At 49.7% G+C, this 15,475-nt stretch carries 14 protein-coding genes; 7 read left to right on the top strand and 7 right to left on the bottom strand.

Annotation, left to right across the window (positions count from 1 at the left end):
- The first annotated feature begins 6 nt into the window (after positions 1-6).
- The gene (locus OXH18_RS04080; RefSeq protein ID WP_268611145.1) at positions 7-1,749 is read left to right on the top strand and encodes a CapA family protein; all 1,743 of its coding nucleotides are present in this window, start codon (positions 7-9) and stop codon (positions 1,747-1,749) included.
- Between the two features lie 212 nt (positions 1,750-1,961).
- Here the strand turns inward: OXH18_RS04080 and OXH18_RS04075 are convergent, their stop codons facing one another.
- On the bottom strand, positions 1,962-2,378 hold the full coding sequence (locus OXH18_RS04075) for a DUF3291 domain-containing protein (RefSeq protein ID WP_268611144.1): 417 nt from the start codon (positions 2,376-2,378) through the stop codon (positions 1,962-1,964).
- A gap of 112 nt (positions 2,379-2,490) precedes the next feature.
- Between OXH18_RS04075 and OXH18_RS04070 the strand changes: the two genes are divergently transcribed.
- Positions 2,491-3,024, top strand: a complete 534-nt coding sequence (locus OXH18_RS04070) for a PadR family transcriptional regulator (protein ID WP_268611143.1) — start codon at positions 2,491-2,493, stop codon at positions 3,022-3,024.
- A 122-nt stretch (positions 3,025-3,146) separates the two neighbouring features.
- On the top strand, positions 3,147-4,658 hold the full coding sequence (gatB, locus tag OXH18_RS04065; RefSeq protein ID WP_268611142.1) for an Asp-tRNA(Asn)/Glu-tRNA(Gln) amidotransferase subunit GatB: 1,512 nt from the start codon (positions 3,147-3,149) through the stop codon (positions 4,656-4,658).
- Between the two features lie 37 nt (positions 4,659-4,695).
- Here the strand turns inward: gatB and OXH18_RS04060 are convergent, their stop codons facing one another.
- Complete coding sequence (locus OXH18_RS04060) at positions 4,696-5,427, bottom strand: MHYT domain-containing protein (RefSeq protein ID WP_268611141.1); 732 nt, start codon at positions 5,425-5,427, stop codon at positions 4,696-4,698.
- Positions 5,428-5,779: 352 nt separating this feature from the next.
- Between OXH18_RS04060 and OXH18_RS04055 the strand changes: the two genes are divergently transcribed.
- The 3 genes from OXH18_RS04055 to OXH18_RS04045 are packed head-to-tail and all read left to right on the top strand — an operon-like array spanning position 5,780 to position 8,223.
- On the top strand, positions 5,780-6,271 hold the full coding sequence (locus tag OXH18_RS04055) for an ABA4-like family protein (protein WP_268611140.1): 492 nt from the start codon (positions 5,780-5,782) through the stop codon (positions 6,269-6,271).
- Positions 6,272-6,307: 36 nt separating this feature from the next.
- A complete protein-coding gene (locus tag OXH18_RS04050) occupies positions 6,308-6,877 on the top strand; it encodes a hypothetical protein (RefSeq protein ID WP_268611139.1) in 570 nt (189 codons plus the stop codon).
- 53 nt (positions 6,878-6,930) lie between these two features.
- Positions 6,931-8,223 carry a DNA double-strand break repair nuclease NurA gene (locus OXH18_RS04045; RefSeq protein ID WP_268611138.1) on the top strand — a complete coding sequence of 431 codons (1,293 nt, stop codon included), beginning with the start codon at positions 6,931-6,933 and terminating at the stop codon, positions 8,221-8,223.
- A gap of 66 nt (positions 8,224-8,289) precedes the next feature.
- Here the strand turns inward: OXH18_RS04045 and OXH18_RS04040 are convergent, their stop codons facing one another.
- The 5 genes from OXH18_RS04040 to OXH18_RS04020 all read right to left on the bottom strand — a co-directional run bounded on the left by OXH18_RS04040 (position 8,290) and on the right by OXH18_RS04020 (position 13,610).
- Complete coding sequence (locus tag OXH18_RS04040) at positions 8,290-8,964, bottom strand: Coq4 family protein (protein ID WP_268611137.1); 675 nt, start codon at positions 8,962-8,964, stop codon at positions 8,290-8,292.
- Positions 8,965-8,988: 24 nt separating this feature from the next.
- Positions 8,989-9,357, bottom strand: coding sequence for an urease subunit beta (locus OXH18_RS04035; RefSeq protein WP_268613123.1), 369 nt, complete (start codon positions 9,355-9,357; stop codon positions 8,989-8,991).
- 122 nt (positions 9,358-9,479) lie between these two features.
- Complete coding sequence (locus OXH18_RS04030) at positions 9,480-11,639, bottom strand: peptidoglycan DD-metalloendopeptidase family protein (protein WP_268611136.1); 2,160 nt, start codon at positions 11,637-11,639, stop codon at positions 9,480-9,482.
- Between the two features lie 914 nt (positions 11,640-12,553).
- Positions 12,554-13,015, bottom strand: coding sequence for a tRNA (cytidine(34)-2'-O)-methyltransferase (locus OXH18_RS04025; RefSeq protein WP_268611134.1), 462 nt, complete (start codon positions 13,013-13,015; stop codon positions 12,554-12,556).
- Positions 13,016-13,268: 253 nt separating this feature from the next.
- Positions 13,269-13,610 carry a DUF1830 domain-containing protein gene (locus OXH18_RS04020; protein ID WP_268611133.1) on the bottom strand — a complete coding sequence of 114 codons (342 nt, stop codon included), beginning with the start codon at positions 13,608-13,610 and terminating at the stop codon, positions 13,269-13,271.
- Between the two features lie 289 nt (positions 13,611-13,899).
- Here OXH18_RS04020 and OXH18_RS04015 point away from each other — a divergent pair, with 289 nt between their 5' ends.
- A complete protein-coding gene (locus tag OXH18_RS04015) occupies positions 13,900-15,471 on the top strand; it encodes a photosystem II high light acclimation radical SAM protein (RefSeq protein WP_268611132.1) in 1,572 nt (523 codons plus the stop codon).
- Positions 15,472-15,475 lie beyond the last annotated feature (4 nt).

The following is a 15,475-nucleotide window of genomic DNA, read 5'->3' as shown; positions in this document are numbered from 1 at the left end:
GACGTTATGAGCCAGGATGCACTGAGGTTAGCCCGTCAAGGAGATGCTCAAGCCATTGCTTTTCTGATCAATCAGGCGTTGCAGCCCAGAGGGATTCAGGTACGGGCTAGACGCGACCAAGCCTGTTTGCATGTATTGCTAGAAGCCGATCAACCCCCCAAGCGCGATTTGGCCCGGTTTGTGCGGGGAGGAATTGTTTGCTTGGGTACGCAGTCGATCAAACTACTCCGGGTATACGGACGGCAACTGGGAACTTTGTCTCCAGCCTGGACCCAGGAATGGCGATTGCAGTCGGAGGTGGCGCCCACGATCGTACCGTCGGCCGCCTCCCAAGCAACAACTCCACGACAAGCTGTCCCCTCCCGTTCTATCTCTTTGAAGTCGCCCGATCCGCGGGCTGAGGCAACTGCTCCACCGCCAGCGGCGCCTGTGCCCCAACCCGCGCCGATCAAAACGCGGCGAACGTCTGCTCCACCGTGGCAACGAATAGCCGCATTGCGGGCAGGCTTGTTGGTTCCCCTAGCCTTTTCGGCTGGATTTGTTGCTGGAGCTAGTTGGAATAAGCTATTTGATCAGCCAGACATGGCGCCATCTGAGTCCGATTTAGATGCGTCGCTGAATTCCTCGGCGGCGAATCCAGCCATTTCCCGATCGCAAGCTGATTCCTCGGTTGCCCTCACCCCCAGTGTGGAATCACCGTCAGCAATTGCTCCAGTAGAATCTTCAGTCAACCCGTTGGTCTCCACTGTACCGAACCAAGCGCAGCCTGCTCTCACCATCAAAGCTGTAGGAGATATCATTCCAGGAACCAACTTTCCCAACGATCGACTGCCGGATGGCGATGGAGCTTGGTTGTTTGACAACGTCAAGCCGTTTTTTGATGGCGCGGATATTTTATTCGGCAATTTTGAGAGTACACTGACCGATCATCCCAATGCTGCCAAAGATATCAGCCAAGGTCAAACGTTTGCGTTTCGATCGCCGCCTGCCTTTGCCAATATATTAAAGCAACTGGGATTCGATGTCCTGAGCGTGGCCAACAATCACTCCTTTGATTTTGGCGATCAGGGGTTTGCCGATACTGTTACCCATATTCGTCAAGCTGGAATGGAAGCGGTGGGGCAGAAAGATGACATTGTTTACACCGAAGTCAATGGCGTCAGGGTGGCGTTTATTGGCTTTAGCTATTTCCCCGACCACAACTCTCTGCTGGACTTAGACAGTGGCCGAGCACTGGTCGATCGAGCCAAACAGGAAGCAGATATTGTCGTGATTTCAGTTCATGCCGGAGCCGAAGGGTCCGACGCTAGCCGTACCCGCAACGAGACGGAAATTTTCTTTGGCGAAAATCGCGGCAATATGGTGGAATTTGCTCGGGCAATGGTGGATCAGGGAGCAGATTTAATTCTAGGGCATGGGCCGCATGTACCTCGCGCCTTAGAACTTTACAACAGTCGGCTGATTGCTTACTCATTGGGAAATTTTGTTGGCTATCGCACCTTGTCGAGCGAGGGCGTGTTGGGCTATTCGCTGATTTTGGATGCGCAGTTAAGCAATCAGGGCGAGTTTCTTACGGGTCGAATTATTCCGGTGCGCTTAGATGGGCAAGGCATTCCCTATATTGACGACAACTTCACTAGTGTGAGCTTCATTCGCAATTTGATTGAAAGCGATTTCCCGGTAACGCCTCTGTTAATTGACGAATCTGGACAAATTTTGCGCAACGAAGCTCCGTTACCCTCGACATGAGGCGGAAGGATTGAGCGAAGCCCGATCGCCTACTGCAAGAGAACTCGACGAGGCTAATTACTTGCGGTGAACAGTTTGTGGCGATCGGTTGTGCTATGTGTGGATCTTGGTAGTGAAGGTTCTCAAACAACAGCCCTTCTTTGATTCATGGCAACCTTGCCACGCCACTTCCTGTATCGCTATGTCTCATTAGGAATGGCCGTGTCAGTCGATTATACGTCGATGATGCCTGCCGCCTGGGCTGGAGAGGGATGGGGCAATTTCGTTAATCTACCGAACTGTCGTAAGTGCTGTTCTGCCTCTTGCCAGGAGGGTAGCTCGGCGCTTTCCTGCTGCCAGTGCGTCACAGAGGCTTCATCACACCACTGAGCTAGCTTGGGCATCGCTTGGCGATGAGATCCAGAGGTCATGTATGCCCGCATTGAGGCTTCATCGTGCCAGACTGTTAGTGTCCAAAAGACCCGAATTCCCTGCCGCCGAATTGTAGTTTGCAGGTTGCCTGTTGCTTGCTTAGCTTGCCTGAAGCTGGAAACGGCATGGGTAAAAAACGCAGGCAGGTAGAGGGGCGATCGTAATCTCAGCCGGGTTACTGAAACAAAGGACATCATTTCACCTCCAAGAGTTTTCATTTCTACTGCGTAAATTCCATTAGTTTTATGCAACTTTTTGCATACACCTTTTACTCTATAGTGAATGAACAACGCCTGTCAAGAGAGGGGGCGGAATACAGGAAGAGAGACTATGGCACTGGCGCAAGCAGTTCTATCGTTGTTATCGCACAAGCCCTCTAGTGGGTATGAAATCGCCAAAGCGTTTGATGGCTCAGTGGGCTATTTTTGGCAAGCGACACATCAGCAAATCTATCGGGAATTAAAAAAGCTAGAGGAACAACAGTGGGTCAGCGTGGAAGTGATTCCGCAAGAAAAGTCGCTAGACAAAAAAGTCTATGCCCTGACGCCGCTGGGTCAGCAAAAACTAGCCGAGTGGATCGATGAGGAAACCGAACTGGGGCCGCTGCGGGAAGATATTTTGGTGAAAGTGTTTGCAGGGCATTTGGTGCCATCGCCAGTGCTGCTGAGGCAGCTTGAGCATCATCGCCGTCAACACCTAAAGCGGTTGGCTACTTATGAATCGATCGCCGCGGACTATTTCCCCACCCCCGACCAACTCACCTTTGAGCAACGCTGCCAATACTTGACACTGCGGCGCGGCATCCGCAATGAGCAAGATTGGATTGCCTGGTGTGATGAAGCGATCGAGGCGTTGCAGCCGTAGGGGCGATCGGTCAATCACTCATATTCAAGCGTGACGGTAGAGTTGTCCGTAACAATGTCGCTTTGAATCAGTACTACAATAGAGCCATTCGATCGTTGCTTATAGCGCTTACAGCAATTTCCATGACTACTGCGACTCCGGCTAAAACTAAATACGAAGCCATCATTGGACTGGAGACCCATTGCCAACTCAGCACCGAAACGAAGATTTTCTCGAGCAGTTCCACTAAGTTTGGAGCCGATCCCAACACCAATATTGATCCGGTTTGTATGGGGTTGCCCGGAACATTGCCGGTTCTAAACGAAAAAGTACTCGAGTATGCCGTCAAAGCCGGTCTAGCGCTCAACTGTACGATCGCTCCCTACAGCAAATTCGATCGCAAGCAGTACTTCTATCCAGACTTGCCAAAAAACTATCAGATCTCGCAGTACGATTTACCAATTGCCGAGCACGGTTGGCTAGAGATTGAACTCACCGACGACAAAGGCAAGCCGATTGTGGGTGAAGACGGCAAAGCTCTGACCAAGCGGATTGGCATTACTCGTCTGCATATGGAAGAAGACGCTGGCAAACTGGTTCATGCTGGTAGCGATCGGCTATCGGGGTCTACGCACTCGCTAGTAGACTACAACCGGGCAGGTGTGCCATTGGTAGAAATTGTTTCAGAGCCGGATATGCGATCGGGGCAAGAAGCCGCCGAATATGCCCAAGAACTGCGCCGCATTATGCGTTATCTGGGCGTCAGTGATGGCAATATGCAGGAAGGCTCGTTGCGTTGCGATGTGAATATCTCGGTGCGTCCTGTCGGTTCCGAGAAATTTGGCACGAAGGTAGAAATCAAAAACATGAACTCCTTCAGCGCCATTCAAAAGGCGATCGACTATGAGATCGATCGGCAAATCACTGCTATTGAGGCGGGCGAGAAAATTGTTCAAGAAACACGCCTGTGGGATGAAGGTTCGCAGCGCACCTTTACCATGCGGGTGAAAGAAGGCTCCAGCGACTATCGCTATTTCCCCGAACCGGATTTGGGCCCGATCGAAGTCTCGAAAGAGCAGTTGGCGCAGTGGAAGTCTGAATTGCCGGAACTACCAGCCGCTAAGCGTCATCGCTACGAAAACGAGTTAGGCTTATCGGCCTACGATGCCCGCGTCCTAACCGATGATCGATCGGTGTCTGAATACTTTGAAGCAGTGGTAGCAGCCGGGGCTAATCCCAAGCTAGCAGCTAACTGGATCATGGGTGATATCAGCGCTCACCTTAACAACGAAAAGCTAAGCATTACCGATATTCCACTGAAGCCAGACGGATTGGCGGAGATGATTCAACTGATTGAAGCCAACACCATCAGCAACAAAATCGCTAAAGATATCTTGCCGGATTTGCTGAGCCAAGGCGGTTCTCCTAAGGCGATCGTCGAGAAGAAAGGGCTGCTACAAGTCTCTGATCCAACGGTGATTGAAGCGGCGATCGACAAGGTGATGGCGGCGTTTCCCGACGAGTTAGAAAAATATCGCGGCGGCAAAACTAAACTGTTGGGCTTTTTTGTCGGACAGGTGATGAAGGAGACGGGCGGCAAGGCCGATCCCAAACTGACGAATCAGTTGCTTCAGCAAAAACTGAATGCTGAGTGAGGTGGGTAGATACACCCCCATTGTCTGCCTGCGTGCCTCACCTTCGAGTTTCAAGCGAGTCACTCAAGAGCGCGGCCGCCATTGGTACTAGGGTCAAAAACACAAACCCACAGACGATGAATGCTAGCCAGGTATTATCTAACCCAGAAGCCGTAATTACCTTGTTGTATTGCGGCACAAATACAGCCGCTGCCATCCCTGTATAATGCATTGACAGGACAGCTCCTCCCATCAAGCAGGCCGTTGCTAGTTTTTTACCCACCTGTTTCGATCGTTGTTCATCTTGAAATCGCCGAGTCAGTTGCAACGCGACATAGGAAACTGAAATTGCAACCAGAATTGAAACGGCAAACAGAATGGGCTGATATTGCAAACTAGCTGGCATGTGCATTGCTGCCATTCCGGTGTAGTGCATTAGGGCAATGCCAATTCCCATAATGATGCTGCCGGTTAGCAACGAGATGGGTGAATGGCGGCGACTCACGATGTAAAATGCTTGAGTTGCTGCTCCGATCGCTAGTATCAAAGACAGGAAGACAAGCGGTAGGTTGTAGCTAACATACAGTGGGATGTTAAAGGCAAGCATGGCAATAAAGTGCATCGCCCAGATGCCCGTTCCCATGACAGCACCACCGCCAAACAACCAAATTTGCTGCTGGTCTTGTCTAGAGTGAAGTAACCGTCTAGCTACCTCCAGGGCAATATACGCAGAGACGATCGCAATCAATGCCGAAACAATAACAAGGGAAAAATTATACGTACCACTCATCGTTCTGTACTGCGAAACTTATGTGAGAACATAGATAAAAATCTATAGCGTTGCGGGCTACAGACCATCAAGACAGGATAAATTTCGCTTGGGTAGGCAACAATTTTGTATAAAGAGATGCAATTTTCACCTATTTATTGCTTTTATTGCTTTTATTGATCTTGCTTCTATAAATCTTGATCTCGGTGTGGTGAAACCGTAGCGCCATTATTCCAACCCACAGGTAAAGTTTGAACCACCGAGCAGGGCTGAAGCGAGAAAATGAGGAAATTCTCCAGCTAGCCCCTGTGTCACAATACAGAGAATAGAGCCATTTGGCTTGCAAGACACGTTCTGGAACAGACAGTGCGCTATGAACCTTGAATTTTTGTTTAGTGCCGCAAATCTATTTGTGCTACCCTTCTGGGTTCTGATGATTGTGTTGCCTAACTGGGGCATCACTCGTAAAGTCATGAGTTCATTGCTGCCGTTTGTAGCGCTAGCAGGACTTTATCTGTATCTATTCATCAATAGTCTTGATCCGGATACGGCAGGATCGTTTGCCAATCCCCAGCTTGCTGAGCTAGCTCGTCTGTTCGCCGACGAAAAAGTAACCTTGACGGGCTGGGTACACTTTCTGGTAGCAGATTTGTTTGTGGGTCGCTGGATTTATTGGGAAGGGCAGCGCACAGGTCTTTGGACCGTGCATTCGCTGGTGCTTTGTTTGTTTGCTGGGCCGTTGGGGTTGTTGTCCCATGTTGCGACTCAAGGATTTGTCCAGCTTTTCACGGGTCGATCGCCCAACGATACGGCACCACTGACAACAAATGACTCATCGCCACCCGTCACAGAATCAGCAAAATAGGCAGAATAGTAAGAGCCGATTGAAAGGGTTGCTGTTATGTCTGATGCTCATACGCACTCAAATGCTGATTTCAATTTCGCTGTCCCCGATGCCATTACCTTTGACCAAGCAATCGATTTAACTCATTCGTTGCTGGCACAGATAGAAGCGGGAAGCTTGCCAGACTCAGCTATTGAAGCCACGTTGGCAAAGTTGGTCAGCAGCGAAAACGGTGCACGTGGCTTCTTTGTCACCTATCTCACCGACGATCGTCCCTTAGCCGACCAACCTTCACCAGCGGTTGTTAATGCCCTCAAAACGTCTGCCGAGATTGTGGCAGAGCTACTGGTGAAAAACTTGGCTATGTCTACAGCGATGGGCCTAGCTCACCGTCGCAATCACAATGAAACTATGGCCAATGGTTCCGATCGAGTGCAGCAGCGCACGACGCAATTAATTCAGCTTGTTCAACTGCCGCAAGTAGCTGAAAAAGCAAGTCAGTTACAACAAAGTGCCTCTACAGGCGCAGGGCCCTATCAACCATTTCTCGATCGTTGGGGCTACGATGCCGAGCAACGACTGGCTATTCAACAGGCGATGGAACGGGCAATCCATTCTCCGACTTAAGTAGGTATTAACGGTTCTAGGATGTTCCCACGTTTACCCCCTACCGCCAAACTATGCTCGATCTGATTAAACTGGCTCGGCAACTTCAAGATATTGGTCAACATCTTAATGATGAGGCGACAGCAGCACGATTACGGCTAGAGCGGGCCCAAACCTTGCTTCAGCAAGCCCGCGATCGTCAAACCGAACTGGTTGAGCAACAACAGGCATGGCGCGATCGGATGGGGTTTACGGCTGCTACTCCACTGGAACCGTTGGACACACGCCTTGATCTAACCGCCGCTCCGCCTGTGCACACAGTAATTGCTACCGACGGCTCCCAAATTGCCCCCAGTCATCATGAAATTGCCTACTGTTATCTCATCAATGTGGGGCGTGTGGTGCTGCATTATGGGCAAAATCGCCATCCGATACTAGATAGCCTGCCAGAAGTGTTCTATCGTCCCGATGATTTATATGGATCTCGACAGTGGGGCATTCGCACCGAGGAATGGATGGGGTATCGTCGCACGGTGTCTGAGGCTGTGGTTTTAGCGGAACTTGGCACAAGTGTTCGATCGAATCTTCAGTCTGCCCCCAATCCCCGCCATTGGTCTCAACGTGAACCCGCTGAAGTCACCGAAGTAACCTATGAACAAACAACGCTGGATGGTATTCTTGCTCCTTCGTCGCTCCTTGCTCATCCCTGTCTAGCCATGGTCGATGGTTCTCTGATTCACTGGTTTCTGGAACCATTGCCCATGGAAGCCCGCGATCGAATTTTGCCTCCTATTCTGGACGCTTGGAATCAGCTACAGGCGGCTAGAATTCCGCTGGTAGGATATCTCAGCGTTGCCCGCAGTGGCGAGGCTCTAAATTTTCTGCGATTGCACAGTTGCCCATACTCGGCTCCTGATTGCCTCACTCATTGCCCTGGCGCAACCGATCAAGCTCCTTGCCAAGTGTTCGCTCCGCTGCGGGACACAGCGTTGTGGGAACTGCTACTAGAGCCAGGACAGCGCGGCCCGATTTGGCGCAGTTCAGCCAAAATTTTGGAGTGTTACGGCGACCACACCATTTGCTTCTGCTACGTCCATATGGGGTCAGAAATTGCACGAGTAGAATTTCCGTTATGGGTAGCTACCGATCCAACCTTACTGACGATTGCCCTTAGCTTGACGCTGACTCAAGTGCAGAAAGGCTACGGATATCCAGTTGCCCTGGCAGAGGCGCACAATCAAGCCGTGGTGCGAGGGGGCGATCGGGCCCGGTTCTTTGCCTTGTTAGAGCAACAAATGATTCGCGCTGGACTTAAAAATATTGGGACTTCCTATAAAGAAGCCCGAAAACGTGGCAGTATTGCGTGAAACTCTCTTGCTTTCGGTTACGGTACATTGCGATACGTAATGCGATACATAGTTAGGGCGCGTACACTACGGTATATAGGTCGTAGCGGGTTCAACGTTCAGTTCGCGGCGCCAAACCGCCACAGGTTTTTCCCAATGCTCTTCCCACTTTTGAGCCAAAAATGGCTTAGCTCTGGCACCCATACGATACCCGATCGCCACTTGTTCTAGTAATCCATCCAAATTTTCGGGGGTTTTGAAGAGAGTTCGGAGCAACCCACCTGCTACTAGCATCGCCGAAAGAGTGCGGTGAACTTGAGCAATTTCAAAGGCTTTTAATCCTAATTCGGCATTGACATCAACACCAAAACCTGTAACCACATGCCAAATATCATGGGTTTGCCGCATTCGCATAAACAGATACGTCACATCGTCTTCGATCTCAGTTTTGCGGTAGAAATTGGGATCAAACCCGGCTTCGGTGATGTAAAGGGCATAGGCATGACCCAGCGAATCATCTGGCAGCTTGAGCAAGGATGGAACATCGGGTGGAGGAGCCAAATACCGCTCCGCAAAAATGTCAGCTACACCAGGTTTGGACTTGGCATAGTCGGTAGCTAGTTGAGCCGCTTTGGTGTGGCGCAACCCATCTTCAACATCAAACACCGAATTGGTTTGCTCTGGATCACGCATTAAGGAAACGAGTCCTTTCAACGTAATCAGCATATCAAGGTTTAACTTGCGCAAATCTTCGAGTCGCATCTGTCCGACTCCTATCTCTTGCTTCTATTTCTTCTTTCTTTTGTCTGTCTTTTCAGCTTTTTTCTTCTCTTTCAAGCTCGATAGATCATCCAGTGCACCGTTCACAAGTCCGTTCAAGCCATATACTTCACGTTTGCCCACCAATGGTACCAGCGTTACGGTTTTCTCATCGCCAGGTTCAAACCGAACCGCTGTACCTGCTGGAATATCTAAGCGCATCCCTCGTGCCTGGGATCGATCAAAGATCAGGGCTTGGTTTACTTCAAAGAAGTGAAAATGAGAGCCAACTTGGATAGGTCGATCGCCCGTATTTGCTACGGAAAGGGTCACAGTTTCTCGCCCAGCGTTCAGTTCAATATCGCCCGGTTCTACCAATAATTCTCCAGGAATCATAGCGCCGCCTAGGTTGCTTGATGATATGGCTTGAGTGGCATTGTAATAGATTTTGGCACAAAAAAAGGGGAGAACAACGACTCCCCAAACGATATCCATGGAAAATGGCTGCTATTGAGACACTATTGAGGCGGTAAGTAAGCGATCGGATTGACCGTACCTTGATTGGGCAGATGTACCTCGAAGTGTAGATGGGGGCCAGTACTGTATCCAGTGCTACCCATTTCACCGAGTTGTTCACCCTGTCTGACTGCTTGACCAACCCGCACATAAACAGCGTTCATATGGGCATAGCGAGTCATACTGCCATCGGGATGACGCACTTCAACCATGTTGCCGTAGCCGCCAGAATTCCACCCGGCAAATTCGATTACTCCAGTCGCAGCCGCATAGATTGGAGTACCAATATCGGCAGCAATATCAATGCCCTGGTGCATCCGACCCCACCGCCAGCCATAGCCTGACGTTAGTAAGCCCGTAGATGGCCAAATGTATCCGTTGAACAATCCATCTTCAGGCAAGAATGTATCAGCGCCCGGCAGTGGGGGTAAATCTGGCGATACCATCCGCCCTGTAATGGGTTGAAGCAATGGATCGTAACTTTCTGACCCCAACGGAGCCGCTGCCACCAAATTTGGTGATGCAGGTGTTGTTTGCGTGGCATTACTAATGGGACGAGTTTCCCCAACCTGACGCTCGACAGCCGCTGGGTTGAAGTGGGGCGAAACTGCAACTTCACTGGCACTCGATGGGGAAACGACAGCAGCAGCGCGTTCCGGTGGCTCTTGGGCTGGAACTGATTGCGCTTCTGAAACAGTTGCAGGTTGATTGCGCTGCCTCAAGGTCTTAATTTCCGACAGCAAGCTAGCCACATAGGGGTTAACTTGAGAGCCTGGATTGGATTCCATCATTAGGCCTGGCTCTGAATCAACACCCAATGGACCTACTGATGCTTCAGGCAGCGGAGCAACGGCAATCTGCGGTCTAGGCTGCTGAACCGTTGGAGAAGCAATTGGATGGGGCAAGCTCTCGGACGTTGATTGTGCCAACAGCGACGGAACCGCAGGAGCCTCAGTATTCACGGTCTCTGTGGTAACGGTGTTAGACGTATCAACAGTGCTCAGTCCTGGGGCTGTTCCTCCTGTGGGGATGGCCGGCAGAATGGCAGCCGATAATGTTTCTGAGGCAACCTGCACTGGAGAGGCGGGTGAGGTTGGTTGAATGGCTGGAACCGTTAACGTTTGTCCCACAAAAATTACATTGGGATCGCTCAAATTGTTGGCATCAATCAACAGCGATTGAGGAATATTGTGAGAACGAGCGATCGCCGCCACCGTATCCCCAGGATTAACGCGATAAACTTGGGCGGTTGTTGCGCCTACAGGCAGGGAGGGAACAGCCGCTTCATCATCTTGGGTTGCCGAAACACGAGCGACTTGAACAGAATCGGTATCCTGAGTTGCGGATACAGCCTCTCCAGACAAGGACTGAGTAGGCAACGCAGCTAGGGTCGATTGCTCCGAACTGGCCTCTAGAACCACTGAACCGAGTGTAGACGCAACGACGCTGCGGCTGGAATCAGTAAAGTCGCGCTTAAGAACATTAACCGCAGGTTCAGACTCCTCACCCCTCAACTCCGCCAGACTATCCCGCAACCGATCGCGCTGTTGTCGCAAGCGATTGAGGGCATCGTTCCGATCGGTTCCCAAACTTTCAGATGCAGCCACGGGGCCGTTCATCTCAACTTGATTGAGATGAGCTGATGCGACCAAATCACCAGACTCTGAGCCTCCTACCAGACTCTCTATTGCCACTGCTTGCGCAGGACTGAGTTCACCGCGGACAGGAACCTTCAAAACTTGCCCAACCATTAACTCAGAGTTAGGCGTTAACCCATTGGCAACGGCAATGCTCCAAACATTGACCTGATAGCGATCGGCTAATTGTTGAAGAGTTTGTCCCTCCTGCACCATATGCTCAACCATGCGGACGGTTGGAATGGGTGCTGAAGATTGAGAGTCTGACTCGGGAGCGGTATCAGAAAAAGCGGCTGAAATAGTATCAGGCGCTTTCGGTTCGGCCGCTGCGGCTCCATCATTGTGCCGAGGGAGCAACAGACTAGTTGTGCCCATCGAGAGGGCTAGCCCTATCATGGCGGCAGAAGTTCGTGTCCTACGATTCATTCCTGGGTGAGGAAGCTCGGACTGAGCCGAGAGGGAATCGGCAGCTTCCCCTGGGAAAGGCGACACAGGCTTTTCCTTCCGCAAACGTGCTCGCTTCAAAGAATGACCTCCTGATGACCAGCGTTCAACTGTCCTCGAATCTATTGGGCTTCTGCCTATTGGCCAATTGCCAATCAATGACTCGAATCACATTAAGCAGAGATCCAGATCACATACATTGGACATGACTAGGCAACAATACCCTGCTTTTTTGACTTAGACAAGCTTACACCACCTAACAAAAATTTCAAGGCTCGACCATTAAGGAAAGCTAATCTATCAGATTGTTCTTAATGTCAAGTTGATATTTCTGTGCTGTTGATTGGGCGAGTCTATGACCTGAATGGCTAACATGGTAGCCTGCAATACTCCTAACCAAGAGCAGGAGAATTGACTCAGACAAGGCGATATTGTAACTAAACTGCGAACCAATTGAAAGTTACAGCAAATCTGCCTTTGTTCCTTCATAGAAAAATTTAATAAGCCTTCAAGCCGCTGTCTGTCAAGCCTTTTGGCGTGTAAAAATCCCTGAACTTAATTATTTTTTGGACTTAACTCTAGCGTAGAGATGTCACAAAAAGGCTCCGTTATTCCACTTTTCAAAAACTCTGTAAAGAGATGAACGATACGGTTGACATATCAACTTTAAGCGGTCTTGTCGCTTTTAAACGAGGCACCCGATCGTGAAATTACGGGTTTGATCGCACCCTACTCATCCAATTCAACCGTAGAAATCATTCTATATAAATTTTTTATAGGATTCCTACAGAATTTGTAGTTTGGAAGACTGAAGATCTGAAGAATATCGCAGCCAATTTAACGGCTGATTAGTTAACTCTTAGAGTCACCAAAGGATAACTCAATTGTTGAAAAACAGGATCAGTTTCCTCTTTAAATTGATGCTTAGATATGTATATGAAAATAAAGAGTTTTATGGGCAATTCCCCATAGGGGTTAGTCCCTTCAGCCAGTATTCAAGCAAAATATCCAAGTTGACGACGCGCTTCAAAGAGACCGATCGCCACACTCACCGAGAGATTCAAGCTGCGCACTTGAGGTTGACTCATGGGAATGTGCACGGTGGCATCACAGGTTTGCAAGAGGTCACGCGGCAGCCCATTGGTTTCACTGCCGAACAAAAGCCAATCATCCGAGCGAAACTGAAACTTTACATAACTACACAATCCTGAAGTGCTAAACCCTATCCAGCGTCCGCCTTGCGTTTGGTGATGCGCTTGAAAATCAGCCAATGTCTCGTGATAGTGCAAATTAACGTAGGGCCAATAGTCCAGTCCGGCTCGTTTCAGATAGCGATCGCTTATCTCGAATCCTAGGGGCCCAACTAAATGCAAAGGAGTACCTGTTGCAGCACAGGTTCGAGCAATATTTCCTGTATTAGGAGGGATGAGGGGGTGAACTAAAACAACTTGCGGCATACTGCCTATTGTCGCAAGCAATGGGGTGAACTGGCAAAATGTATGCAGGGTTAGGACACACAAACAGAAAGCCGTCAGGAGCCTAGAACTTACCCTAGGCTGCTTGACGGATTGCGTATAGTTAGGAGATTAAAGGAGATTGAATCAGGATTGTTTTGCCACAGAGGCAGTAGGGCGGTTGCCTTAGTCCTCGCCAAATGTTAAGCGGCTTAATTTAATGATGGAATGTTAACTGTTTGAACGAATCAAGTGGCTATTCGATCGTGGTTACCGCTGGTTCTCGAACTTCACAGTCTGGAATGTCTGCTACCACTTCTAATTGCAAATCCGCTTCAAGCTCTGCCTCTAGGCGCAAGCGATCGCAAGGAATGGTGTCTGCCAGAATGGCACTGGCCATCATGCCGCAATGAACTTCCAGTTGAGCTTGGGGCATTGCTTCAAACACAAGCCGTTGTCCTGGAAAAACCACCCGCTCAAAATACCAGTTGGGAATATTGGTGATTCGAACGATTTGAATTTTGCTGGTGGCATTGACATAGCAACAGAGAATGGGATCAGACGCATCAGACGGAACGGGATCAAAGAGTTGAGCCATGGTAGAGGAGCCTTATGAATTGGACTGAGGTTTATCCGACCCTATCATTCCCTGATCCCTGCTAGCTGTAAACCCGATTACCAACCCAGATGATCCCTCTAATTTAGATGAGCAGAAATACTCAGGTAATGCGGCGCGATCTCACCTCGATTGCCTACGAATCCTTCACCTCGCCATGCAGGGATTGAGCGTCGATGCTATTGTGAAGTTATATAAAAACAAATCATTTCTCAAATCTTTGAAGCCGCTTACACTAGCTTCGATTGAATCGCCACGAGATTCTAGTCCAATGAACGATCGCATCCTCTACGTCCGCCTGCCTTGCAATCCAATTTTTCCCATCGGGGTTGTTTATCTTGCCGATCATATTCATAAGCTTTTTCCACACATTGAGCAGCAGATTTTTGACTTGGGTACGGTTCCTCCTCTTGATTTTGCTGCTGCGCTCGATCGCTGTATTGATCAATTTCGCCCGACTCTGCTTGTATTTTCCTGGCGCGACATTCAAATTTTTGCCCCGGTGGGGGGGCGTGGTGGCAATCCGTTACAAAATGCGTTTGAGTTTCAATATGCTCGCAATCCCTTGAAGCGGCTGCGGGGAGCATTCGGCGGGCTGCGCATGGTGACAGCCTATCTCGATGAACTGTGGCGCAACCTCAGCTTGATTAAGCGAGGACTGAAGCGAGCCAAGCGCTATTGCCCAACGGTGAAACTTGTGGTTGGGGGCGGGGCAGTCAGCGTCTTTTATGAACAACTCAATACGATGCTGCCGAAGGGGACGATTGTGTCGGTGGGCGAAGGCGAGACGTTATTAGAGCGGTTGGTTCAGGGGCAAGATTTTTCCGATCAGCGCTGCTATGTGGTTGGCGAAACGACTCCTCGCGAGCGCATGATTCACGAACAGCCTACACCATTCGAGAAATCAGCTTGTAATTATGATTACATTGCCCAGATTTGGCCGGATTTAGACTACTACATCCAAGACGGTGACTTCTACATTGGGGTGCAAACGAAACGTGGCTGTCCCCATAACTGTTGTTACTGTATCTATACGGTTGTAGAAGGCAAACAAGTTCGGATTAATCCTGCCGATGAAGTGGTAAAGGAAATGCGCCAACTATACGATCGGGGAGTGCGTAATTTCTGGTTTACCGATGCTCAGTTTATTCCGGCACGGCGATTCATGGATGATGTGGTAGAACTGCTGCAAAAGATCTTGGCAGATGGAATGCAAGATATTCATTGGGCAGCTTATATCCGCGCTGACAATTTGACGCCAGAACTGTGCGACCTGATGGTGAAGACGGGCATGAATTATTTTGAGATTGGCATCACCAGTGGATCTCAAGCGTTAGTGCGAAAAATGCGCATGGGTTATAACTTACGTACCGTTTTGCAAAATTGCCGCGATCTCAAGGCTGCCGGATTCAACGATTTGGTGTCAGTTAACTACTCGTTCAATGTGATTGACGAAACCTTCGATACGGTGCGACAAACGATTGCTTACCATCGAGAACTAGAGCGAATTTTTGGAGCAGACAAGGTTGAGCCAGCCATTTTCTTCATTGGGCTACAGCCACACACCCATTTAGAAGAGTACGCCTTCAAACACAACATCTTGAAGCGCGGCTATAATCCCCTAAATATTCATCTGCCCTGGGTAGCGAAGAAGCTCTTGTGGAATCCAGAACCGCTTGGCTCTTTCTTCGGCGAGGTCTGTCTGCAAGCATGGCAGCGCAACCCTGATGATTTTGGTCGGGAGGTCATGCAAATTTTAGAAGAGCGCCTGGGAGTTGCAGAACTAGAAGATGCCCTCAACGCGCCGATCGAAACTGAGACAAAGCAATTAGTGCGAGTGTAAAACC

The organism is Thermocoleostomius sinensis A174 (assembly GCF_026802175.1).
In the GTDB taxonomy this organism is placed as follows: Bacteria; Cyanobacteriota; Cyanobacteriia; order Elainellales; family Elainellaceae; genus Thermocoleostomius; species Thermocoleostomius sinensis.
Note: the sequence above shows the minus strand (reverse complement) of the source record. Positions and strands in the feature narration are given on the sequence as shown.

Coding starts and splice junctions, on each gene's coding strand:
- OXH18_RS04080 (WP_268611145.1), top strand. CDS start 7: ATGAGCCAGGATGCACTGAGGTTAGCCCGTCAAGGAGATGCTCAAGCC.
- OXH18_RS04075 (WP_268611144.1), bottom strand. CDS start 2,378: ATGAAAACTCTTGGAGGTGAAATGATGTCCTTTGTTTCAGTAACCCGG.
- OXH18_RS04070 (WP_268611143.1), top strand. CDS start 2,491: ATGGCACTGGCGCAAGCAGTTCTATCGTTGTTATCGCACAAGCCCTCT.
- gatB (WP_268611142.1), top strand. CDS start 3,147: ATGACTACTGCGACTCCGGCTAAAACTAAATACGAAGCCATCATTGGA.
- OXH18_RS04060 (WP_268611141.1), bottom strand. CDS start 5,427: ATGAGTGGTACGTATAATTTTTCCCTTGTTATTGTTTCGGCATTGATT.
- OXH18_RS04055 (WP_268611140.1), top strand. CDS start 5,780: ATGAACCTTGAATTTTTGTTTAGTGCCGCAAATCTATTTGTGCTACCC.
- OXH18_RS04050 (WP_268611139.1), top strand. CDS start 6,308: ATGTCTGATGCTCATACGCACTCAAATGCTGATTTCAATTTCGCTGTC.
- OXH18_RS04045 (WP_268611138.1), top strand. CDS start 6,931: ATGCTCGATCTGATTAAACTGGCTCGGCAACTTCAAGATATTGGTCAA.
- OXH18_RS04040 (WP_268611137.1), bottom strand. CDS start 8,964: ATGCGACTCGAAGATTTGCGCAAGTTAAACCTTGATATGCTGATTACG.
- OXH18_RS04035 (WP_268613123.1), bottom strand. CDS start 9,357: ATGATTCCTGGAGAATTATTGGTAGAACCGGGCGATATTGAACTGAAC.
- OXH18_RS04025 (WP_268611134.1), bottom strand. CDS start 13,015: ATGCCGCAAGTTGTTTTAGTTCACCCCCTCATCCCTCCTAATACAGGA.
- OXH18_RS04020 (WP_268611133.1), bottom strand. CDS start 13,610: ATGGCTCAACTCTTTGATCCCGTTCCGTCTGATGCGTCTGATCCCATT.
- OXH18_RS04015 (WP_268611132.1), top strand. CDS start 13,900: ATGAACGATCGCATCCTCTACGTCCGCCTGCCTTGCAATCCAATTTTT.